This is a genomic window from Saccharospirillum alexandrii (assembly GCF_004000275.1).
Lineage (GTDB): Bacteria > Pseudomonadota > Gammaproteobacteria > Pseudomonadales > Natronospirillaceae > Saccharospirillum > Saccharospirillum alexandrii.
In genome coordinates this window covers 613846-636016 of sequence record NZ_RCIP01000001.1, presented here as the reverse complement: position 1 = coordinate 636016, position 22171 = coordinate 613846, and the positions used below count along the sequence as shown (strand labels likewise).

The window sequence follows — 22171 nt, the reverse complement described above, 5'->3', positions numbered from 1 at the left end:
GCAAACTCCAACATGAATGATAAACGTCAGGCCAAACAGCCTGTTTGAGGGCCAGGAATTATACTGATTCGCGGTGCACTCGACTATTAGCAAAACTCGTCAATGTAGATAACGGTATAAACTGGTTTGAGAGCCGGGAATAACTAGAATGGCGGCCCGAATCCTGAACTGGACTGGTCATGCCTTTCCCTTTTGCGCCCGAACAGTATGAAACCCAGCTGACCGAGAAGGTTGAGCGCCTGAAAACGCTGTTTGATGGCATCACCCTACCCGAGCCCGAGGTGTTTCGGTCTGAACCCAGCCACTACCGCATGCGGGCCGAATTCAAGTTCTGGCACGAAGGAGACGACTCCTGGTACGCCATGTTTGACCCGGCCGACCCCAAAGTCCCGGTTCGGGTTGACCAGTTCCCGGTCGCCAGCAAACTGCTTAACCGCCTGATGACAGAAGTGCGCAACAGCGTGCTGGAAGACCCACAGCTGCGGGAACGGTTGTTTCAGGTCGAGTTCATTACCACCCAGCAAGGCGACGCTCTGATCACCCTCATCTATCACAAGGCGCTGGACGATGCCTGGGAAGCTCGCGGGCGGCACTGGCAGGAACAATGGGGCTTCCCGGTCATTGGTCGGGCACGCAAGCAGCGCTTGGTTCTGTCGCGCGACTATGTGAACGAAACCCTGACCATTCAGGGGCAGGATTTTCATTTCAGGCAATATGAAAACTCCTTCACCCAGCCCAATGCCGGCGTCTGCGAGCAGATGGTAGGCTGGGCCAAACACCACACAACCGGCTGTGAAGGAGACTTGCTGGAGTTGTATTGCGGCAATGGCAATTTCTCCATTCCGCTCGCTACCAACTTCAACCGCGCACTCGCTACGGAAATTTCCCGGGTATCGGTACAAAGTGCCCAGCACAACATAGAAGCCAACGGCGTCGATAACCTGACCATCGCCCGGATGTCGAGTGAAGACTTCGCCAACGCCTGGCTCGGGCGTACCGAATCGCGTCGCCTGCGCGAATGGGCGGTATCGGACTACGATTTCAAGACCTTGCTGGTCGACCCGCCCCGGGCCGGTCTCGATGACGACACCCTGGACCTGGCGCGCCATTTCGAGCGCATTGTTTACATTTCCTGTAACCCAGACACACTCGCTGCCAACGTGCGGGCGCTGGGCTCCGATTACCGCATTGAGGCCGCTGCTGTCTTTGACCAGTTCCCTTACACACACCACATGGAAGCGGGCCTGGTGCTGGTTAAAAACTGATGATTGAGGATCTGACTCAGTTAACGCTCAGCCGGGTACCACCGGCCCCGGACTTGCAAGCTTACAACGCGGCCGATGAGCTGGTATTGCAGAGGCTGCAGACTTACGACGGCTCTGCTGGCCCGATGCTGCTGGTCAACGACGGTTTTGGCGCACTGGCGACGGCCCTGGCTTCGACCAGCCCGGACTGGTGGAACGACAGCGCCATGGCCGGTGAAGCCTTGAAGCTGAACGTCAGCGCCAACCAGGCCAGTACACCCCGTCTTATTGAGTCCAGTGCTGACCTGAAGGACCACTACGCGCTGGTGATTTTGCACGCCCCCAAATCGCTGACGCTTTTTGAGTGGCAATTGAGCCAGATCGCCGGGCGCCTCGCCGAAGGCGGGCAATGCTGGGTAGCCGGTATGGTCAAACACCTGAGCCGTGGTCACCAGAAGCTCATGCAGCGGTATTTTGGACAGATCAATCCGGGATTGGCGGCCAAAAAAGCCCGGTGTGTCACGCTGACGGACCCGCTTATTCAGGGCTCGACAGAATTGGCCCATGACTATGTCGCCGGCCAGGTTAACCTGGTATCCCTGCCAGGCTGCTTCAGTGAAGCCCGACCCGACCCGGGCGCCCTGGCCTTCCTGGCTGAATTCGACCAGTTACCGGCGGTCGACCGGTTTGTGGATCTGGGCTGCGGCAATGGCGTTCTGGCGCTGAATTATCTGCACAGGCATCCGCACAGCCAGGCCATTCTGATCGACGAGAGCCGACAGGCCACTGCATCAGCCACAGCCAGTGCAGCCCGTAACGGACGGCAGGTTGACCTCTATCACACCAATGGCCTGAGTGGCCTTGGCCTAACCGATTTACCGCTTATTCTGTGCAATCCGCCGTTTCATCAGAGCACTACTCTTACCACTGATATCGCCCACACCCTGTTCGAACAGGCAGCAGACGCTCTAGCGGACAGCGGCGAATTCTGGGTGGTTGGCAACCGGCACCTCAATTATCACAAGACCCTGACCCGCTGGTTCAGCCAGGTCACCCCGGTCAGCCAGCACCCGAAGTTTGTCGTCTTCAGGTGCACGGGCCCCAAGCCATAACCTGAGCCCCTGTTCAATGCGTACCGGGCGCCGACATTACCCTTTGTGGTGAAAGTGCCAGCACTGATGCGGCCGTGAGCGTTTGAAATCGAATGGAATCGACACTTGAGTCACGTCTTTTACGTCATACAACGCCAGTAATTCCGGATCCAGCTTGAACTTGCGGAAGTTGTTGGAAAATATCAGCACACCGTCGCTGGCCAATGAGTTCATGGCCGCTCGGATCAGGCCCGGGTGATCCCGCTGTATATCCAGGGTATCCGTCATGCGGGCCGAATTACTGAACGTCGGCGGGTCCATGAAAATCAGATCAAAGGTCTCGTTGTTTTCCTCAATCCAGGTCATGCAGTCGGCCTGGATAAAGCGATGATGGCCCGAAACCTGACCGCCATTGTGGCGTAAATTGTCTTTCGCCCAGTTCAGGTAAGTCCGTGACAGATCCACACTGGTTGTACTGCTGGCACCACCGATCAGGGCATGGGCCGTCGCCGCGCCGGTATAGCTGAACAAATTCAGAAAGCGCTTGCCCTTAGCATGCTGCTGAATCCAGAGCCGTGTCGGCCGGTGATCCAGAAAAACCCCGGTATCGAGATAATCCCTCAGGTTGATCTGCAAATTCACGCCGTGCTCGGCAATGGTAAAGACGTCACCCGCGCTGTCTTTTCGTTCGTACTGCTGCTTGCCGCGTTGCCGCTGGCGCTGCTTGAGCACGGTACGCTCGGCGGGCACCCCGGTGACGTCGCCCAATACCGCAAGGGCGTGCATCAGGCGTTGCCGGGCTTTCTCTTCGGGTATTTCCTTGGGCGGTGCGTATTCCTGCACATGCAGACTGTCGCCGTAGCAGTCGATGGCGATGGCAAATTCGGGCAGATCAGCATCATACAAGCGGAAGGCTTCTATGTTTTCCTTTTTGAGCCACTTTTGCCGCAACTTCAGGTTTTTTAACAACCGATTGCGCAAGGCATCATCCTGCGCCACCTGCTGGCTGGGCTGATGGGCGGTGCGGTCTCCGACTGGAAATACATAGAGGTGGGTTTCTATCGGTCCGTTGAAAAAACGCAGCTTCTCGGCGGCTCGCAGCCCCGTTTCCCGGGCCAGAACGGTATCGGACGTCAGCAAAGCCACCGTCCAGTCAGCCAGCTCGGTCTGAGCCAGATTGCCCAGTTTCAGGTACAGCGACAGCAACTCAGGTTTGTTACCCAGGCGTTCGCCATAGGGCGGATTGGTCACCACCAGGCCGGGTTTGAGTGCCAGGTGCGTTGGCCGCGACCATTCGGCCAATGGCTTGTGATAACAGCGCGTCTGGCGACTAAGGCCAAGCCGCTCCAGAGTTTCATTGGCACGGGCAACAACACCGCCATCGGCATCGTATCCCAGTACCGGCACCATGGCGGCTTCACCGTCCTGGCGCCTGGCGCGCGCTTCACCCAGCAAGGTGTTCCAGGCTGCCCGGTCATGCCCGAGCCAGCCTTCAAAGCCAAACCTGGGGCGCAACAAGCCCGGGGCAAAGTCAGCGGCGATCATCGCCGCTTCGATTACCAGGGTGCCCGAGCCGCACAATGGATCGATAAAGCTTTCTCCGGCCCGCGCCCGCTCGGGCCAACCCGTGGCCAACAGCAATGCCGCTGCCAGGTTCTCCTTCAGCGGGGCCGGACCGGTCGCCCGTCGGTAGCCACGCCGGTGCAGCGAATCCCCCGACAGATCCAGCGCCAGATCGATGCGTTTGCGCCCAATCAGCACGACGACACTGATGTCCGGTGCATCCCGGTCCACATCCGGGCGGACGCCATGGCGTTCGCGCATCTGGTCGACAATAAAATCCTTAACCTTCTGTCCGCCATACCGTGAGTCGTCAATACCCGGCAAATGCCCCTGAAAATCCACCCTGAGCGTGCCCGAGGGCCGCACATGCTGATCCCAGTCGATGCTGTCAACCAATGCCTTGAGCCCGTCCATGCTCATCTCATCCGTCTGCCCCAGTGGCAAATAGATACGGTTGGCGAGCCGGCTCCAGAGGCACAGGCGATAGGCTTCCAGCAACGGAGCGTCAAGCGCCATGCCCCGAGCCCAGTCGCGCGGGACCACGCCGGTAAGATCGGTAATTTCCCGCTTGAGCAAGGCATGAAAACCGTTGGGACAGGTGATCCAGATTTCGTTGTGCGGCGTTTGAACAGCGTCTGAAGGCATGGTTAGACAAAATCTCTATAAAAAAACGAAAATGACTGCCGGGAGTTTATTAAAACCCGCGAACAGGGTTAGATGGCTCGCCTCACAACACCGATTCCAGAGCAGTGTTGCAATTACAACCACCATTTTATGACATCGAGCACTTAAAACGAGGTTTTTTAGACTGAATTGGTCATCGACACCAGTGGCCATCTTTCGATACAACAGTACCAGAAGGATAGTCGTAATAAGAGCTTCACAACGCTCGGCTCGGAAGGCCGGGTTTAATCCCATGGACTGAAAGAGAGGTCTATTTATGAAGCGACAAAAACGTGACCCGCTAGGACGTGCTTATCAAAAAGGCTACATGGCTGGTCTTGAGGGTAGATCCAAAAGTTTATGTCCCGACGGCAAACCCGAGGTCCATCAGGAGTGGATGAACGGGTGGCGCGAAGGACGATCCGATCAGTGGGATGGTTTCACAGGCGTACGCGGTGTACACCGTATCAACGAAGTACTGATGCCCCACTGACTCTTGTCATCCAACATTCACTACCCTTGACTCAAAAGCCGGCCATTCTGCCGGCTTTTTTGTGCCCTTTTCCGCCCCTTGGCGAACGTTCGGGTCGCTCACTCCCCTTTCACAACCACACTCAGCCCTATTCAGCCCGAGACAAAGAAGCCTGCACACAGTCCCGAACCAGGCCAGGCCCCTGGTAAATGAAACCGCTGTAGATCTGAACCAGATCGGCGCCGGCATCCCACTTTTTCCGGGCATCGGCCGCAGAGCAGATACCACCAACGCCGATAATAGGCACCTGCGCTGGCAGTATCTCTCGCAGTTGTCTCAGCACCCGAGTCGATGACTCGAGCAAGGGGGCACCACTCAAGCCGCCACTTTCCTCTGCATGAGGGTGGCCCGCAACGGCTTCGCGTTCCAAGGTGGTATTGGTCGCTACCACACCATCAATGCCGGATTCCGCCAGTGCCCGGGCCACACTCTGCACTTCCTCGGAGGTCATATCCGGAGCGATCTTGATCAGCAGGGGCTTGAAACCATGAATCACCGTCAAGCGATGCTGCCGTTCCTTGAGCCCGGCCAGCAAACGCGTCAGGGCCTCACCAAACTGAAGATTGCGCAACCCGGGGGTATTCGGTGACGACACGTTCACCACCACGTAGTCCGCATGGGCGTATACCTTGTCGAGGCACGTGAGGTAATCGCTAAGAGCGTCGTCTTCCGGGGTGTCCTTGTTCTTACCGATATTGATGCCGATCACACCGCGGTATTGGCTGCGTTTAACGCGCTCTACCAGGTAGTCGACACCTTTGTTGTTGAAGCCCATCCGGTTGATGATTGCCTGATGCTCGGGCAACCGAAACAATCGCGGATGCGGATTACCGGGTTGCGGCCGCGGTGTTACCGTGCCCACTTCAACAAAGCCAAAGCCGAGGGTCCCCAGCGCATCCAGATAATCGGCATTTTTGTCGAGCCCGGCGGCCAAACCGACCGGATTCTCGAAATCGATGCCCCACAACCTTGTCCGCCGGCCTTCCGGTTTCTTGCTGAACGCGCCCAATACCCCCAGCCGCTGCAAGGCACCTAACCCATCGAGACTGAGGTCGTGGGAGGTTTCCGGACTGAGGGTAAACAAGGCACGGCGGATCAGGTTATACATGGGCAGGCTCCGTTTTGGACGGCGCGGAGTATAGCACCCGCTCAGCCCAGACTTAAGAGCCGCCAACAGGCTTCGATCAGGCAATACGTTTAACGGATACCAGTTTGTTGGCATCGTCAAATTCGATGCGAAAACTGCCGTGTATGCCGCTGCGGGTGACGAAGCGCTGCAGGATACTGGACGGGAAACGAACACGCCGACCATCACGCGCTTCGCACACCACCTGTGAAACTTGTCCTTTGTAATGTCGCAGATAGTCATCTGCTGAAATGTACAAATCCACAATGAGGTGCTGCGCCATGCAGAACGGGTCTCCGGGGTGTCAGGATCGGTGAAGGGTGTTCAGACAGTGATTATGCTGACTTTCAATGCGCACACAAGCTGGCCTTTAACAAAAAAGGCTCCCGGGGGAGCCTTTTTCAAACAGCCTTCTACTTAGGCTTGTTACGTCAGAGTTCTGGCATCGTCGCCTGTGACAGATCCAGCAGTTCGCGAATCGCAACACTGTACATGCTGAATTCGGGTTCATTGACAGCCCGAATCTCACTCATCATCCGTAACCAGCGCTCGACCAGAATGGTATTACGTTCCAGCCATTCTGAGACCACCGGCTCCAGCTCACTGCCCTTCTCCATTTGCGCAAAGAGACCCTGAGTAATGCGTCGTTGCTGCCATTCCAGGTCGTCCCGGAAGGATTCCCGGGCCATGGCCTGCCAGTGCGTATTGACACTGAGGCTGTTGACCTGGTCGGCAAAGTTATCCAGTTCCAGCGCATCGCCGACCCGGAAGTAACCCTGGGCAACCAACATAGGGTCGCGCTCCTGGGTCTGTGCCACGGCGATGACGCCCAGGGTCGTGTACAGTATTTCAGACGCACAGACACGCCGTGCCACGTCGGCCGGAATCCCCTGCTCTTCCAGCGCTGCGGCTTCTTTCAGCCAGTTCTCTTTTTGCTCTTCAGGCAACAGCGTTTCCAGCGCATCGATCATCCGTTCTACCGGCTCCCGATACAAACTGATGACGTTGCTGATGTCTATTCCGGTGCGGTAATTCTTTACCAGCCAGCGGCTGGCGCGCCGGACCATGCGGGCGGTGCGTAACATCAGCTGGCTTTGCAGCTCGCACGGAATCTGATGATCCAGAGCTTCAATCTGATCCCATAGCCCATGCAATCCGAAGATATCCCGCGCTGCAACGTATGCTTTGGCCGCTTCCACGGGTGATGCGCCGGTGCTTTCCTGAAGCCGGTTGAAGTAGGCGATGCCCATGTAGTTGAAGATGTCGTTGGCAACCTGGGTGGCGACGATTTCCGACTTCAACCGGTGCTGGCGCATCGGCCCTTCGAACTTCTTGAGCATTTTTTCCGGAAATACGGTTGTTACCGCGTCTTCCAGGTAGGCATCTTCAGCGACATTTTCGCGAATCAGCTGCTCTTTCAGATCCCCTTTCACGTAAGAAATCAGCACAGACAACTCAGGTCGCGTCAGACCCAGGCCGCGCGTCTTGCGTTCTGTAATGTCGTCGTCCGAGGGCAAAAACTCGAGCGAGCGATTCAGCTTTCCAGCGGCTTCCATCGAATTGATCAGACGGCGATATTCTTCCACACGCCGGCTCGACTCGGTGAACGCCAGACCCAACGCCTGGGTTTGACGATAGTTGTTGCGCAAGACCAGGCGGGATACATCCTCGGTCTGCTTGAACAGCCATTCATTACGCTGCTTGACGGTCAGGTCACCATTGGCGACCAGATCGTCCAGCAGAATCTTCATGTTGACTTCGTGGTCAGAACAATCGACACCGCCGGCATTGTCGATAAAATCGGTAAAGCAGCGTCCGCCGTTCAGGTTGAACTCCACCCGTCCCAGCTGACTGAAGCCCAGGTTGCCCCCTTCCCCAATCACCTTGCAGCGTAACTCGTTGCCATTGACCCGTAACGCATCGTTGGCCTTGTCGCCGATGTCAGTATGATTTTCGTGGCTGGCTTTGACGTAAGTGCCGATACCGCCATTCCACAACAGATCCACCGGCGCCCTGAGCATGGCACTGATCAGATCGTTCGGTGATATCTTTGACTTGCTGATGCCAAACACCGCTTTCATTTCCTTCGAAACCGGAATCGACTTGGCGGTGCGGCTGAAAATGCCGCCCCCTTTGGAAATCAGCGACGCATCATAGTCTTCCCAGCTCGAACGCGGCAGGTCAAACAACCGTTGCCGCTCGGCGAAACTCGCCGCGGCATCGGGTTCCGGGTCCACAAAAATATGCAGGTGGTTGAAGGCACCCACCAGCTTCAGCGTTTGCGAACGCAGCAGGCCATTGCCAAAGACATCGCCAGCCATATCGCCAATGCCAACCACGCTGATGGGGTCTTTCTGGACATCCAGACCCAGTTCACGAAAGTGGCGTTGTACGCTGACCCAGGCACCCCGGGCAGTGATCCCCATTTTCTTGTGGTCATACCCATTACTGCCGCCTGAGGCAAAGGCATCCCCCAGCCAGAAGTCGTATTCGTCGGCGACCGCATTGGCAATGTCAGAGAAGGTTGCGGTGCCTTTGTCGGCGGCGACAACCAAATAGGGGTCGTCTTCGTCGTAGCGCACGACGTTCTCGGGCGCGATCAACTCACCTTCTTTGAGGTTGTCGGTGACATCCAGCAACGCCCGAATAAAGGTTTTGTAGCAGGCAATGCCTTCGCGCATAAAGGCTTCGCGATCACCGTCCAATGGGAGTTGTTTGGCAACGAATCCACCTTTGGCACCCACGGGCACAATAACCGCGTTCTTAACCTGCTGTGCCTTGACCAGCCCCAGTACTTCGGTACGGAAATCTTCAATTCGATCGGACCAGCGCAGTCCACCACGGGCCACCTTGCCACCGCGTAAATGCACACCTTCGACGCGCGGTGAGTAGACAAAGATCTCAAACATCGGCCTCGGCAAGGGAATACCGCTGATTTTAGCCGGGTTCAGTTTGAAGCTGATGTAATCTTTGCGGCGACCGGGTTCATCTTCCTGATAGAAGTTGGTGCGCAAAGTCGCTTTCATCAGCTCAACGTAGCGCCGCATGATGCGGTCTTCGTTGATGTTGTTGACGCTCTCCAGTGACTGCTCAATGCCCTGCAACCACTTGTCGACCTGCGATTTGCCTTTTTGTTTGGCCGGGCTGAACCGGGCCGAAAACAGCTCGGCCAGCATGTCGGTAATTTCGGTGTATTTGATCAGGGTGTCGGCGATGTATTCCTGTGACAGGCCAAAGCGCAGCTGCTTCATGTAATGCGCGTAAGCACGTAACATGGCGACTTCGCGCCAGGTTAAGCGGGCGCGCAATATCAGCTGGTTGTAGGCGTCGTTTTCAGCCCGGCCATTCCAGATATTGATAAAGGCCCGGGAGAACTCATCGCGGTATTTGGCCGGATCAAGGTCCGGATCGGGCTCGTACAGCAGGGAGAAATCGTAGATCCAGGTGCAGCTGTCTTCCCCGTAATTGATCTCATAGGGATATTCGTCGATGACCTTTAGCCCCAGGTTCTCCAAAACCGGAATCAGGTCAGACAGAAGCAATGCCGAGCCTTTGTTGAAGATTTTCAGTTTCAGCTCACTGCCCGTGGGCTCCATCGAACGATAAAAGCTGAGCGTGATGGGGTCGGCATTGGTCGCGTTGAGCGATTCCATGCGCTGGATATCAGCCACCGCCACCCGGGCGCTGTATTGCTCGCGATAGCTGGCCGGAAAGGCCTCAACATAACGCTGGTGAAAACGCATGCCCTTTTCTTCACCAAACGACTCGATCAACGCCTGTTGCAGTTCATCCGTCCAGCGACGGGCGATCTGAACGATGCGTTTTTCCAAAAGCTCGGTCGGTAATTCTTCGTCAATCGGATGGCTCAGTTTGAACACAAACCGTGTTCGTGCCAGTACGGATTCACTGAAAAAGGTGGTGAAATCAGACCCTTCGACATCGAACTGTTCAACCAGCAGGTCGTGCACTTGCTGACGCAGTTGCGAATTGAAGATATCGCGCGGCATATAGACGATGGCGTTCAGGAACTTGCCATAGATATCCTTGCGCAGCAGCAACCGGATGCGCTTGCGTTCCTGAATGGCCAGTACGTCCAGCGTCATGCTCAACAGGGTATCGACCGACGCCTGAATAAGTTCATCACGCGGGAAGGTAAAGAGAATAGAAGCCAGCTCCTTGTAATTGTGGCCACCCTCGGCAAAGCCGCTCTTTTCCAGAACCAACTCAATTTTACGACGCACAACAGGGATATTGACCGGTGCCTCGTTGTAAACGGTCGAAGTGTAGAGCCCCAGAAAACGGCGCCCGCCAACCACCTCACCCTGGTCATTAAAGTGTTTGACCAGCACATAGTCCGAATAGGCCGGGCGGTGAACATTGGCCCGGTGACCGGATTTGGAGAAAATCAGCAGTTCTTTCTCAAAGACATGAGAACGGCGGTGCTCGGACATTCCGGCAATGGTCTCATCACGGCGCTTTGGGCTCTTCTTGAACAACCCAAGCGCACTGCCTTCAACCTGCTTAACCGTATCACCCTCGACAACGTATTCATCATAGGCCAGGAAGGTGAAGTGGTTATTGGCCAGCCACTTCATGAAAACCTTGCCTTCATCGAGCTCCGAGGCGTCTACCGGGTATTTCAGGGTGTTGAAATCGCTGATGGCATCCCGGGTTTTCTGCAGAATGGCGGTGTAATCGTCAACAACCCGCTCAACATCCTGGACCACGGAGCGAATTTCGCTCTCGATACGATCGCGCTCACTGGCGATGGTGGTGCGGTCTACCTCAATCAGCAGCAGCAATTCCTGGGCACCCTTACCCGAAAAACCGTCAAATTGACCGCTTTTGTTGCGCGATACAGCCAGGCTGGCGTGAAAAATGGTATGAATATTGGCACCCAGACGGTTCAGGGTGAGTCGAACAGAGTCGATAATAAATGGCAAATCCGAATGCAAAATGGACACGATGGTATGCGGCGACTGCCACTCGTGCTCTTCGACATTGGGGTTGAATACATTGACCAGGCCATGCTGTGCTTTCCCGCCCTGCAAGGTGCGCCACATTGAAACCACCAGACCGGCCAAGTCGGTCATTTCATAGGAAAGCAGGTCTTGCATTGACGCATGCTTGAACAGGGCATGAATCAGCGTCTTCAGGTTATCACTGTGCTCTTTCGGGAAATGGGGCTGAAGGCGGGCATGCAAGCTTTCAAGCAACTCACTTCGCTGATGAGACATGGTTTGCGTCATTGTTGGCCTCTGTTTTTCTTTTTTAATGTCCGGCAATGTCAGGCATTGCTCACTGTTGATTTACAGGTAGTATGGGTTGTGCTGTATCTGAATGATGATTCCAAGTGCTCGTTTGATACTAGTTGAACCGGGCGTATTCTCTAGTAATCGACACCCCCTTTCATCCTGCCGGCCACCGTTTTGCGGGGCTTTGTCGCATTGCAGGATGCAGGGTCGCATTTATGAAATCTATTTGATAATACTGAAGTGAGAGACTGTATCATGTCCGGCAAGACAGGTTCGACTGCTAATGACACTGAAAATCGTGCCCGCAAACCGCGATGGTCGAAGTTACTGATTAGCCTGCTGGCTGGGCTGGTGGGTGTGCAGAGCGACAAAAATCGCGTCAGCGATTTTTCATCAGGCAGTATCTGGCCCTTCATCATCGGTGGCATCCTGTTCACCGTGCTGTTTGTATTCAGCCTGATTGGGCTGGTTACCTTGCTGGCACCTTAAGCAGACTGCCAGCGAGCCCCCTGCTAAAAAGGCCCTTTGCAGGGCCTTAGCGGCATTACCTTGTGACCTTGTGCAGAGTCAAGGTGCTGTCAGGTTGCGGTTGCAACCCAATAAACCGCTGCAACCACAACGGTCGTGACAATAATAACTGCCGCGATGGCATCCGCCTGAGCATCTGTCATGCCTGATTTCTTGGTTGTTGCCATAATTAAATTCCCCTTTTTGTTCTTTTTGTGAGCATGTTTTCAGTGTGGCAGCATCCATTGTTCTGGTATGCCGAAGACAGGGTATTAACATTCTATCATGCTGCTGTTGCAGCCCATCGACCCTAGGCGACCATTCCGGGGAAACGTTGTTCCCGGGCCCTGGCTAGCGCTTTTGGACCAGAATGCTATTTACGCGAGCCATTTAATCGTCTATTGGACGGCGGTTCAAGCCGTCTCATATAACGGTATAGCATAAAATTATGAAATATAAATTGTTTATGGAATAAGAGGCTTTCTCTATAGTGTAAGCCAACACCCTCATTGGATAGGCGGACTGCATGTACCTGTACGATTCGTTCGACCAGAAAGTGGTCGATGAACGCGTTGCCCAGTTTAGAGAGCAAACTGAGCGCTACCTCGATGGCAAAATCGCCGATGACGAGTTCCTGCCGCTGCGCCTGCAAAATGGCCTGTATATCCAGCGCCATGCACCAATGCTGCGCATCGCCATTCCTTACGGTTTGCTGTCTTCCAGACAGCTCTATCGCCTGGCCGACCTGACTGAACAGTACGATAAAGGCTATGCCCATTTCACCACGCGCCAGAACGTCCAGTTCAACTGGCCCGCACTGGAAGACGTGCCCGACATACTGGCGGGCCTGGCCGAGGTGCAGATGCACGCCATTCAAACGTCGGGCAACTGCATTCGCAACACAACCACCGACCAGTTCGCCGGTGTGTTGCGAGATGAAATTGCCGACCCGCGCCCCTGGTGCGAGCTGATTCGCCAGTGGTCGACCTTGCACCCAGAATTCGCCTTTCTGCCGCGCAAGTTTAAGATTGCCGTCAATGCCAGCCCGGACTCAGACCGGGCAGCTGTCCGGTTTCACGACATTGGTCTGGAACTGGTGCGAGACGAAGCCGGTGATATCGGGTTTAGCGTGTTTGTCGGTGGTGGCCTCGGCCGTACGCCGCTGGTGGGCCAAAACGTCCGCGATTACCTGCCAGCCAGGCATTTGCTGACTTACCTCGATGCCATCCTGCGGGTCTACAACCTGAACGGCCGGCGCGACAACAAATTCAAGGCGCGGATTAAGATTCTGGTGAAAGCGCTAGGCGTAGACGCCTTTCGTGATCGGGTTGAGGCTGAATGGGCCCACCTGAAAGACGGCCCGGGCACTCTGACCGAGGCTGAAATCGAGCGCGTAGGCAAGCACTTCATCGACCCGGATTACGCCGAACTGAGTGATGCCGACGCTGTGCTGGCCGAACAGAAAGACGCCCACCCGGGCTTCGGCCGCTGGCTGGAACGCAATGTCACTGGCCACAAAAAACCGGGCTACGCAGCCGTTACCCTGTCACTCAAGAAGGTGGGCTATGCCCCGGGCGACTGCACCTCGAGCCAAATGCGCGCGGCGGCACAACTGGCCGATGCATTTTCACTGGGTGGTTTGCGCGTTAGCCACGAACAAAACCTGATCCTGGCCGATGTGCGTCAGGATCAGCTGTTCGAACTCTGGGAAGCTGCCAAACAACATGGCTTCGCCACCCCAACCATTGGCACCCTGACCGACGTGATCTGCTGCCCCGGTGGCGACTACTGCGCTCTGGCCAACGCCAAATCCATCCCGATTGCCGAAGCGATCCAGGCTCAGTTTGATGATCTGGATTATCTGTTTGATCTGGGCGACATCGACCTGAACATTTCCGGCTGCATGAACGCCTGTGGTCACCACCACATTGGTAATATCGGCATTCTCGGTGTGGATAAAAAAGGCGAAGAGTTCTACCAGGTATCGCTCGGTGGCGACTCCGGGCTGAATGCCCGGGTTGGCAAGATCCTCGGACCGTCGTTCAAGGCCGACGAAGTGCCCGCCGTGGTCGACAAGGTCATTCAGGTCTATGTTGACCACCGTCGGCCCGACGAAGCCTTTATCGATACCGTTGACCGAATTGGCATCGAGCCGTTCAAGGAGCGTGTTTATGCAAAATCTCATTAAAGACGGCCAGCGCCAGGACGACCCCTGGACACTCGTTGAAGACGACGCGCCCCTGCCGGCCCAAGGCCCGATGATTCTACCTTTGGCTCTCTACCTGGCTCAAAAGGCCGAATGGGATGCTTCCGATCGCGACATCGGTGTCTGGCTGAACGATGAACAGATGGCAGAAGACGTGACTGGCAGCCTGGACAACCTGGCACTGATTGCACTGCGCTTTCCCAAGTTCGCCGATGGTCGGGGCTTCTCCAAAGCCCGCCTGCTGCGCGAACGCTATGGCTATTCCGGTGAGCTTCGGGCCATTGGCGACTTTTTGCCGGATCAGGTGTTTTATATGGGTCGTTGCGGCATCAACGCCTTTGCCTGCCGAACCGACGACGAAGCGTCGGTCGCACTAGCAATGCTGACTCCGTTCAGTGTTCGCTACCAGAGCGGAACCGACAGCACTCCTTTATTCGAACGTCGCTGACGCGCTTTCCCAACCTCACGCCAGCGTCCCCCGAACAGGCCCTCTCAGCAGGGCCTTTTTTTTACCCTGCCAGCCAGAAAACCAGCCCAACACTGCTGCAAAGACACCAACTCGATCACAAAAAAGTTGACGACACCCGAATCACTGTATATAACTACAGTTACTGTATAGATGAACAGTAACCAGGAGGCCGTCATGTCCGCAACCGCACAGATCACTCAGACCGAAACCGACCGTCACACTCCCGTCTGGCGCAACCGGGCAACGCGGCCACAGCCACATCACGCCCGGGCCGCTGCTGACGCGCTGACAATGAGCACCCTGACGGAAGTCTTCTGCCAGGCAGAAGGGCTGCGGCAATTGCAGCTGCTAGTCCCGGTTCTGGCGCAACTAAGCCAGAAGAAACAATGGATAACCTTTATCGCCCCGCCCTGCTTGCCGAATGAACGCGCGCTGGCCCGTGCTGGCGTTGATACCCGCAAGGTTCAGATCATTCATACCCGCACCATCAGAGATTACTGGAAGACACTGGACGACGTCCTGCACAACGGACAGAGCAGCGCCGTATTGTGCTGGCCCCCGCAAGGCGAATACAACGATGCCAGGCGCGCACAGATGAAACAGACGGGTGACAGCAGTGATACGCTGGTGTTCGTCTTTCGGCCGTTCGGCACAACGCGCTCCGAGGCCGTTAACGACACCGACAAGGCAGCAACGCCCAACGTTGAGCGCCAACTGGCCCTGGCATTCTGACACCAATGACGAACTTAATGCAGTTTATGAAGACTGTGGATTGAAAAGGATATGCAGAAGGACTAGCAAAGGCTGAAGGTTAGTAAGCGCTATGGCTGAAACTGGTGCCCGGAGCCGGAATCGAACCGGCACGGCCGCAATGGCCGAGGGATTTTAAGTCCCTTGTGTCTACCAATTTCACCATCCGGGCGAATCGAGGACTGTCTCGGTGCGGTCACGATGCCGCGGATACTGCAGAACCCTGCCTAGGGCTATTTAGCCACTTCCGAGTGAGGAAATGGAGGCTGGAGTCGGAATCGAACCGGCGTACACGGAGTTGCAGTCCGCTGCATGACCACTCTGCCATCCAGCCTTTACAGGCTTGCCTGTGTATACAGGCATTTTAACTTGGAGCGGGAAACGAGATTCAACTGGCCGGCATTCCGGTCGTGACCCTCGGGTCGCGCTTCAATTGGAGCGGGAAACGAGATTCGAACTCGCGACCCCAACCTTGGCAAGGTTGTGCTCTACCACTGAGCTATTCCCGCTTTACTGCTTCGTTCATCTGGTGCTGGAAATACAGCCCCAACCCCAATCAACGAGCGCGCATTCTAAGCATTCGTTTATGGGGCGTCAATTATTTTTCTTTACAATTTAGGCACTTAGCTTACTTTTACGCCGCGACACCACCCTGGCTCAGATGAGCGCTCAGGCCTTGGGTCGCAATTCCGGCCAGGCGGCTCGCAAGTAGACGATCATCGACCAGAGAGTCAATACGGCGGATACCTGAAGTGCCAGCAGGCCCAGATTGGCCAGCCACTCTGCCGAGAGCGCCGTGCGCATGGCAGGATCCTGAGTCAGCAGGATAACGATGGCAACCATTTGCAACGTGGTTTTAACCTTGCCCAGCATGTTTACCGCAACACTGGCACGCTTGCCCAGCTCTGCCATCCATTCACGCAATGCGGAAATAACGATTTCCCGGCCAATAATCACAACCGCCGGCACGGTCATCCAGATGCTGCTGTGACTTTCGACCAGCACCACAAGCGCAGCCGCGACGATAAGTTTATCGGCTACCGGGTCGAGGAAGGCACCGAAGGGGGTCATTTGGCCCAATTTGCGAGCCAGGTAGCCGTCGACCCAATCCGTTATGGCTGCGGCCGTGAAAATGACCGCGGCTAGCAGAAACGACCAACTTTGCGGCAGGTAATAGACGACAACGACGACAGGAATCATCAGAATCCTGAACAACGTTAAGATATTCGGTATGTTCATAGCCTTCCTTTAATGGTGCGGACCAGCAAGGTCCGCTTTGCGTCCAACGGGCGGAAGGATTCCAGCTTTGTTCCACACTGTAAACCATTGCATGGCCCGGACGGGTACTTTTTTCACAGTCGGTTGATGCTGCCCGATACCGGGTCAACGGCTGTGCAAAAATTCGTAGATCGATTCTGCCAGCGCCCGGGACACCCCTTTCACCCGGGCTATTTCCTCCTGACTGGCGGCCTTGACGCCCTGTGCACTGCCAAAATGACGAATCAGCGCTTTGCGACGCCCCGGACCCACATTGGGAATGTCATCCAGTAGCGACCCGACTCTGGCCTTGCTACGCCGGGCCCGGTGGCTGGTAATAGCAAAGCGGTGCGCTTCATCCCGAATATGCTGAATAAGGTGCAGGGCCGGGGCGTGGTTTGGTAACTGAACCACCTGATCCGGTGTTTCAAAAAACAGAGTTTCCAGCCCTGGCTTGCGGGTTTCCCCCTTGGCAACGCCCAGCAGGGGAATAGCCACACCCAGCTCATCCATGACCTCTCTTGCCATTTTCATCTGGCCTTTGCCGCCGTCAACAATCAACAGATCGGGCAATTTGGCTTCTTCCTTTTGCAAACGACTGTAGCGCCGTTCAATCGCCTGGGACATGGCGGCATAGTCATCACCGGCAGTCACCCCTTCAATGTTGAACTTGCGATACAGGCTCTTGTTTGGGCCGTTCTGATCGAAAACAACGCAGGATGCTGTGGTGGCTTCACCGGAACTGTGAGAAATGTCAAAACACTCGATGCGCTCTGGCATTTCCTCCAGCTCCAGCGCCAACTGCAAGGCCTCGAAACGCTGCACAACCTGCTGGCGATGGCTGATGCGTTGCTGCAGTTGTTCCCGGGCATTGGTTTGAGCCAGCTCCAGCCATCGGGCATTACGACCGCGTACTGAACTGCTCAGCGTAATCTTGCGGCCAAAATGTTCGCACAGCGCCGCTTCAAGCCAGTCTTTGTCAGTCACCGGAACATTCAGTACCACGCTCTGCGGGCAATCATCGTGAGTACGGCCAAAATAATACTGACCGAGAAAACTGAGCATTATGGTGGCCGGCTCCTCTTCAGTGCCGGGTTTGGGAAAGTAGCTTTGGCTGCCGAGCAGACGACCCTGACGAATCATCAGATAATGCACACAGAGGCCAAGGTCGCCGGATTCCAGCGCAAAGACATCGACATCCCCCCGGTCACTGGAGACGTACTGCTGCTCCTGAACTTTGCGTAACACCAGCAACTGGTCACGTACTTCGGCGGCGTTTTCAAAATCCAGTTCGGCTGCCGAGGTGTCCATTTCCAGTTCCAGGGTCTGAATCAAGGTTTGATTCTTACCCTGCAGGAAAGCCCGGGTTTTCTCCAGGTCGGCCTGATACTCCTCTTCACTGACAAACCCGACACAGGGCGCCTTGCAGCGTTTGATCTGATATTGCAAACAGGGACGTTGCCGGTTGGTGAAGACGCTGTCCTTGCACTGGCGAACCTTAAACGCTTTCTGCAAAATCGCCAGAGATTCGCGCACTGCACTGGCATTGGGAAAAGGGCCAAAATACTCGGACTTGCCGCGTCGAGCACCCCGATGAACATAGAGCCCGGGCGATTCATGCTCGGTCGTCAGACGGATATAGGGGTAGGATTTGTCGTCTATCAGCAAAATGTTATAAGGCGGTTTGTGCTGCTTGATCAGGGTTTGTTCAAGCAGCAGGGCCTCGGTTTCGCTGTGGGTGACGGTGGTATCGATGCGCTGTATACGCGCCACCAGCGCCAGGGTCTTGTTGGTTAACCCGCGGCTGCGAAAATAGCTCGATACCCGGTTTTTCAGGTTCTTGGCTTTGCCCACATAAAGCAGCTGGCCGTCGGTGTCGTACATGCGGTACACACCGGGCCGGGCTGTCAGATGTTTGAGGTAGGCTTTGTGGTCAAAGGGGTGCGTTGTCTCTGGCATAGCCAGGATTATACCATCTCGTTGGGTTCCAGGATGCCATGACGAATGGCCAGATGCGTCAGCTCCACATCACTGGAGATACTGAGCTTGTCGAAAATCCGATAGCGATAGGTGTTCACCGTCTTAGGGCTCAGGCATAGCTTATCGGAGATTTCCTGAACCTTCTTGCAAGAGCAGATCATCGTGGCGATCTGCATTTCCCGGTCAGACAGCTCCGAGAAAGGTGACCCCCCTGCCCCTAAGTTTTGCAGCGCCAGTTTTTGAGCCACATTGGGGGCCAGATATTTCTGCCCGGCAACCACAGTGCGCACGGCCAGCACCATCTCTTCGGACGAGGCGCCTTTGGTCAGGTAGCCAGCCGCACCGGCCTGCAACAGGCGCGCAGGAAACGGATCGTCGCCACAGGCAGTCACAGCAATGATACGAATATCCGGAAACTGACGATGAATCTTGCGGGTGGCTTCAATGCCGCCGATGCCGGGCATGCGCACATCCATCATGATGACATCCGGTTCATGCTCTTTGGCAAGACGAATGGCATCTTCGCCGCTGGCGCCTTCTTTGATGACCTCAATGCCATCAGCGTCGCCCAGCAACCGGACCAGTCCCATCCGCACTAGATCATGATCGTCTACCACGATTACCTGGATCACGCACCCACCTCAACCGTTAACTGTACTTCTCATCCTGAGGTTTTGTCCGTCCTGGGAAAAAGATACTGTCGAATGGCTCTGAAGGCCTGTGACAGCAGAGAGGAACCGGCATTGGCGCAAAATACAGACCACTGGAATGCCAATTCACCCACAGTGGCCCATGATACGGCTCAACCCCATCGGAGAAAAGCACTATGTCACTTTTTCGTCAACCCACGGCCTCCGGGTTAACGACATTACTGCTGCAATCACTACAAATGCGATTCCGCATACGCCGCCAGTCGACTCCGCGCAACGCCCTCAAGCGTAATGGAGCCACCGTGCTCGAACCCCTTGAACCGCTCACTCATGTAGGTCAGCCCTGAACTGGTTGGCCCCAGGTAGGGGGTATCAATCTGAGCGAGGTTGCCCAGACACACGACCTTAGTACCCTGCCCGGCCCGGGTGATGATGGTCTTGATCTGGTGCGGGGTAAGATTCTGGGCTTCGTCGACAATCATGAAACTTTGCTGGAAGCTGCGTCCACGAACAAAATTCAAGCTCTTGAATTGAATGGGCACCTTGGCCCCCACGAAATCCTGACTGCTGCCCGGATCAAAATCTTCTGCATGCAGCGCTTCGAGGTTATCGGTAAAAGCGCCCAGCCAGGGCTGCATTTTCTCTGTCTCGGTTCCCGGTAAAAAGCCGATGTCTTCGTCCAGCCCACGTGTACTGCGTGTCGCGATGATGCGCTTGTACTGCTTGGTTTCCATCGTCTGTTCAAGGGCACAGGCCAGCGCCAGCATGGTTTTGCCACTACCGGCAGCCCCATTCAGCGCGACCAGATCGATTTCGGGATCGAACAACAGGTACATGGCCATGGCCTGAAATAAATCGCGCGGGACCATCCCCCAGGCTTTCTGACGCATCAGCACCCCGGTGTTGAGCATCTCTATCGACACCTGAGCCTCTTCCACCCGGTGAATACGACCAACAAACTCTTTCTGGTCGTAAAAAAACTGATTGGCATAAAACGGTTCGTTCAGTACTTCCGCCAACACCGTCTTATCGATCACATGGTAACGTTCACCTCGAATGTTTTGGGGAGCAACGGCTTCAATCTGCTCCCAGAAACTGCCCTCCAGAGCATGGTAGCCAGTGGTGAGGCTGTCTATATCGGAAATCAGCTGGTCGTTATGGTAGTCCTCGGATTGCAGGCCGCTGCCTCTGGCCTTGAGCCGCATATTGATGTCTTTGGTAACCAGCACCACCTCCGCTTCCTGATGCTGGGCTTGCAGCGCCAGCAAATCGTTAATGATGCGGTTGTCGTTGCTGTGTGCCGGCAGGATAGACGCCGAGGGATCTCTGGGCATCATGATGCTCAGCGTGCCCACACTTTGCTGGGTGTGCTGGCGTTCAATACCGACACCCTCCATGATTTGCTGGGGCGTAGCCCCCCCTAGAATAGCGTCGATGGTACGCACCGACTGACGAGCATCAGCCGCCAGTGCCGTGCTGCCAACTTTGAGTTTATCGAGCTCTTCCAGCACCACCATGGGCACCAGAACCTGGTGTTCTTCAAAGTTAAAAACCGCATTGGGGTCGTGGATCAGGACGTTGGTATCTAGGGCGTAGATTTTCGGGCTGGAACCTTCACGAGCAGATGCGTGCATAACTTCTCCTGGTCGGGACAGCGGAGCAAGCAGGGTTGCTCCAGCGCGGCAGCCATTCGGGTGACCTGGCTGCCCAGACAATATCTGACTGAACAAACGACTTCCCGGCGGGCCTCAACACCCGGCAACCAAGCCTGGTCTGGAGGCACCGGACCGGTTTGAGCGAGCAAGTTCACCTTTCTGTTGGCACCGTTTCAGAATAGGTGACCCGAGTCTGGTTGTCTCCCCCCTTTTGCTCAACGAATGAAAAGATCTGGACGCCTAGCCGTCAAACTCATGGTCTTCAGCGGCGAAAGCCACACAGATACTGCCCGGACCAACATTCAGCCCGCCAGTCAGCCCCATCACACAACTGAGTACGGTCACACCCTTGCTGGCAGCCGTACTTTGCAATGCCTTAAAGCCCTCATGGCTTTCCAGACCAGAAAGGTCGCCGGCAATCGACACCACCACATATGGCGTCAACAAGCCGTGCTCTAGCTGGCGAATGGCGTAGCGCAGCAACCGGTCGACGCTGGCGTCAAACCCCCTCCCCTTGGCAACCGGAAACGTATCATCGCCCCGCGCAGACAGTATTGGCACGATATCAAGCGATTTAGCCACCAGAGCCGTGAGCATGCCAACGCTTTCATCGCCTTTCTTGCGTGCCCGCTCACGAATGTAATACACATCCGGAGCGACCAGATAGGCATAGATTCGCTGGCGCATGGCATCGGCCAGTTTGAGAATCTCGTTCTTCGCTTTACCGCGCTCTATCATGTCGCTGGTGAATGCAGCCAACACACCTTGCCCACAAAACAGGGTTCCCGAGTTCATGACCCTCATACCAAAATTTCCGTCGCGCCCGGCCGCTTCTCGAACATCGTGGTAACTGCGCAAAATGGCGTGTGAAGCCTTGGTGGCATTGTCGTATATGGGGCTGCGTTTCCGGCTGACGGTTTGCACCAGTGCGAAATCGTACTCGGTCACCAGCTCATCCAGAAACAGCCGTTCGATTTCTTCACTGCTGTAGGGGATGGATTCGGCATCATGGTTACGACCAAGCCTGTCCTGGGCATAGAAGTCGGTCAGTTTTTGAGCATCTTTAACATCCGTGTAGGTCTGATCGTCAACCCGAATGGCGATAGGCAACAATTTAATGTTGCGGTCATCGATAAAACCAGACGGCAAATCGCAGGCCGCATCGATAACGAGAACGGTGCTCATGGTTCACTCCTGATGTGGATTTTTTATTATTGAGTGCG

At 55.6% G+C, this 22171-nt stretch carries 16 protein-coding genes and 3 tRNA genes; 7 read left to right on the top strand and 12 right to left on the bottom strand.

Translation table 11 applies throughout. The features are described from left to right. Positions 1–179: 179 nt before the first annotated feature. Together trmA and EP166_RS03000 are read left to right on the top strand one after the other, a co-directional pair. On the top strand, positions 180–1265 hold the full coding sequence (gene trmA, locus EP166_RS03005) for a tRNA (uridine(54)-C5)-methyltransferase TrmA (protein ID WP_127555319.1): 1086 nt from the start codon (positions 180–182) through the stop codon (positions 1263–1265). After that, a complete protein-coding gene (locus tag EP166_RS03000) occupies positions 1265–2356 on the top strand; it encodes a class I SAM-dependent methyltransferase (RefSeq protein ID WP_127555318.1) in 1092 nt (363 codons plus the stop codon). The genes trmA and EP166_RS03000 overlap by 1 nt, the downstream gene beginning before the upstream one ends. Before the next feature lie 36 nt (positions 2357–2392). Here EP166_RS03000 and rlmKL read toward each other — a convergent pair whose 3' ends face one another. Continuing rightward, positions 2393–4543: a bifunctional 23S rRNA (guanine(2069)-N(7))-methyltransferase RlmK/23S rRNA (guanine(2445)-N(2))-methyltransferase RlmL gene (rlmKL, locus tag EP166_RS02995; RefSeq protein WP_127555317.1), complete on the bottom strand. Its 2151-nt coding sequence runs from the start codon at positions 4541–4543 to the stop codon at positions 2393–2395. Positions 4544–4838: 295 nt separating this feature from the next. On the opposite strand from rlmKL, the gene rmf reads away from it, so the two are divergent. Beyond that, entirely contained in the window at positions 4839–5054 is a 216-nt protein-coding gene (rmf, locus tag EP166_RS02990; protein WP_127555316.1) for a ribosome modulation factor, read from the top strand. A 127-nt stretch (positions 5055–5181) separates the two neighbouring features. Here rmf and EP166_RS02985 read toward each other — a convergent pair whose 3' ends face one another. The 3 genes from EP166_RS02985 to EP166_RS02975 form a co-directional block, all read right to left on the bottom strand. After that, positions 5182–6201: a quinone-dependent dihydroorotate dehydrogenase gene (locus EP166_RS02985; RefSeq protein ID WP_127555315.1), complete on the bottom strand. Its 1020-nt coding sequence runs from the start codon at positions 6199–6201 to the stop codon at positions 5182–5184. Positions 6202–6277: 76 nt separating this feature from the next. Beyond that, positions 6278–6502, bottom strand: a complete 225-nt coding sequence (locus EP166_RS02980) for a DUF2835 domain-containing protein (RefSeq protein WP_127555314.1) — start codon at positions 6500–6502, stop codon at positions 6278–6280. Positions 6503–6650: 148 nt separating this feature from the next. Continuing rightward, on the bottom strand, positions 6651–11456 hold the full coding sequence (locus tag EP166_RS02975; RefSeq protein WP_246026204.1) for an NAD-glutamate dehydrogenase: 4806 nt from the start codon (positions 11454–11456) through the stop codon (positions 6651–6653). A 273-nt stretch (positions 11457–11729) separates the two neighbouring features. On the opposite strand from EP166_RS02975, the gene EP166_RS02970 reads away from it, so the two are divergent. From EP166_RS02970 to EP166_RS02955, 4 genes are all read left to right on the top strand, one after another. After that, positions 11730–11963, top strand: coding sequence for a DUF2970 domain-containing protein (locus EP166_RS02970; protein ID WP_127555312.1), 234 nt, complete (start codon positions 11730–11732; stop codon positions 11961–11963). Between the two features lie 544 nt (positions 11964–12507). Further along, entirely contained in the window at positions 12508–14169 is a 1662-nt protein-coding gene (locus EP166_RS02965; RefSeq protein WP_127555311.1) for a nitrite/sulfite reductase, read from the top strand. After that, positions 14153–14635: a DUF934 domain-containing protein gene (locus tag EP166_RS02960; RefSeq protein WP_127555310.1), complete on the top strand. Its 483-nt coding sequence runs from the start codon at positions 14153–14155 to the stop codon at positions 14633–14635. Before EP166_RS02965 ends, EP166_RS02960 begins: the two co-directional genes overlap by 17 nt. 195 nt (positions 14636–14830) lie before the next feature. Beyond that, positions 14831–15388 carry a cell division inhibitor SulA gene (locus tag EP166_RS02955; RefSeq protein WP_164743786.1) on the top strand — a complete coding sequence of 186 codons (558 nt, stop codon included), beginning with the start codon at positions 14831–14833 and terminating at the stop codon, positions 15386–15388. A gap of 102 nt (positions 15389–15490) precedes the next feature. Here EP166_RS02955 and EP166_RS02950 read toward each other — a convergent pair. The 8 genes from EP166_RS02950 to EP166_RS02915 all read right to left on the bottom strand — a co-directional run bounded on the left by EP166_RS02950 (position 15491) and on the right by EP166_RS02915 (position 22133). Then, positions 15491–15578 (bottom strand) — tRNA-Leu (locus EP166_RS02950). Between the two features lie 88 nt (positions 15579–15666). Then, a tRNA-Cys gene (locus EP166_RS02945) sits at positions 15667–15740 on the bottom strand. 100 nt (positions 15741–15840) lie between these two features. Next, positions 15841–15915 (bottom strand) — tRNA-Gly (locus EP166_RS02940). Between the two features lie 160 nt (positions 15916–16075). Then, positions 16076–16645, bottom strand: a complete 570-nt coding sequence (gene pgsA / locus EP166_RS02935; RefSeq protein WP_127555308.1) for a CDP-diacylglycerol--glycerol-3-phosphate 3-phosphatidyltransferase — start codon at positions 16643–16645, stop codon at positions 16076–16078. A 144-nt stretch (positions 16646–16789) separates the two neighbouring features. Continuing rightward, positions 16790–18622 carry an excinuclease ABC subunit UvrC gene (gene uvrC / locus EP166_RS02930; RefSeq protein WP_127555307.1) on the bottom strand — a complete coding sequence of 611 codons (1833 nt, stop codon included), beginning with the start codon at positions 18620–18622 and terminating at the stop codon, positions 16790–16792. An 8-nt stretch (positions 18623–18630) separates the two neighbouring features. Then, positions 18631–19275 carry a UvrY/SirA/GacA family response regulator transcription factor gene (uvrY, locus tag EP166_RS02925; RefSeq protein WP_127555306.1) on the bottom strand — a complete coding sequence of 215 codons (645 nt, stop codon included), beginning with the start codon at positions 19273–19275 and terminating at the stop codon, positions 18631–18633. A 251-nt stretch (positions 19276–19526) separates the two neighbouring features. Then, positions 19527–20927 (bottom strand): PhoH family protein, encoded by a 1401-nt coding sequence (locus tag EP166_RS02920; protein WP_127555305.1) that lies wholly within the window; start codon positions 20925–20927, stop codon positions 19527–19529. A 261-nt stretch (positions 20928–21188) separates the two neighbouring features. Beyond that, positions 21189–22133 (bottom strand): DegV family protein, encoded by a 945-nt coding sequence (locus EP166_RS02915; protein ID WP_127555304.1) that lies wholly within the window; start codon positions 22131–22133, stop codon positions 21189–21191. Positions 22134–22171 lie beyond the last annotated feature (38 nt).

Coding starts and splice junctions, on each gene's coding strand:
- EP166_RS03000 (WP_127555318.1), top strand. CDS start 1,265: ATGATTGAGGATCTGACTCAGTTAACGCTCAGCCGGGTACCACCGGCC.
- EP166_RS02970 (WP_127555312.1), top strand. CDS start 11,730: ATGTCCGGCAAGACAGGTTCGACTGCTAATGACACTGAAAATCGTGCC.
- EP166_RS02920 (WP_127555305.1), bottom strand. CDS start 20,927: ATGCACGCATCTGCTCGTGAAGGTTCCAGCCCGAAAATCTACGCCCTA.
- EP166_RS02985 (WP_127555315.1), bottom strand. CDS start 6,201: ATGTATAACCTGATCCGCCGTGCCTTGTTTACCCTCAGTCCGGAAACC.
- pgsA (WP_127555308.1), bottom strand. CDS start 16,645: ATGAACATACCGAATATCTTAACGTTGTTCAGGATTCTGATGATTCCT.
- EP166_RS02915 (WP_127555304.1), bottom strand. CDS start 22,133: ATGAGCACCGTTCTCGTTATCGATGCGGCCTGCGATTTGCCGTCTGGT.
- trmA (WP_127555319.1), top strand. CDS start 180: ATGCCTTTCCCTTTTGCGCCCGAACAGTATGAAACCCAGCTGACCGAG.
- uvrC (WP_127555307.1), bottom strand. CDS start 18,622: ATGCCAGAGACAACGCACCCCTTTGACCACAAAGCCTACCTCAAACAT.
- EP166_RS02975 (WP_246026204.1), bottom strand. CDS start 11,456: ATGTCTCATCAGCGAAGTGAGTTGCTTGAAAGCTTGCATGCCCGCCTT.
- rlmKL (WP_127555317.1), bottom strand. CDS start 4,543: ATGCCTTCAGACGCTGTTCAAACGCCGCACAACGAAATCTGGATCACC.
- EP166_RS02960 (WP_127555310.1), top strand. CDS start 14,153: ATGCAAAATCTCATTAAAGACGGCCAGCGCCAGGACGACCCCTGGACA.
- rmf (WP_127555316.1), top strand. CDS start 4,839: ATGAAGCGACAAAAACGTGACCCGCTAGGACGTGCTTATCAAAAAGGC.
- EP166_RS02965 (WP_127555311.1), top strand. CDS start 12,508: ATGTACCTGTACGATTCGTTCGACCAGAAAGTGGTCGATGAACGCGTT.
- EP166_RS02955 (WP_164743786.1), top strand. CDS start 14,831: ATGTCCGCAACCGCACAGATCACTCAGACCGAAACCGACCGTCACACT.
- EP166_RS02980 (WP_127555314.1), bottom strand. CDS start 6,502: ATGGCGCAGCACCTCATTGTGGATTTGTACATTTCAGCAGATGACTAT.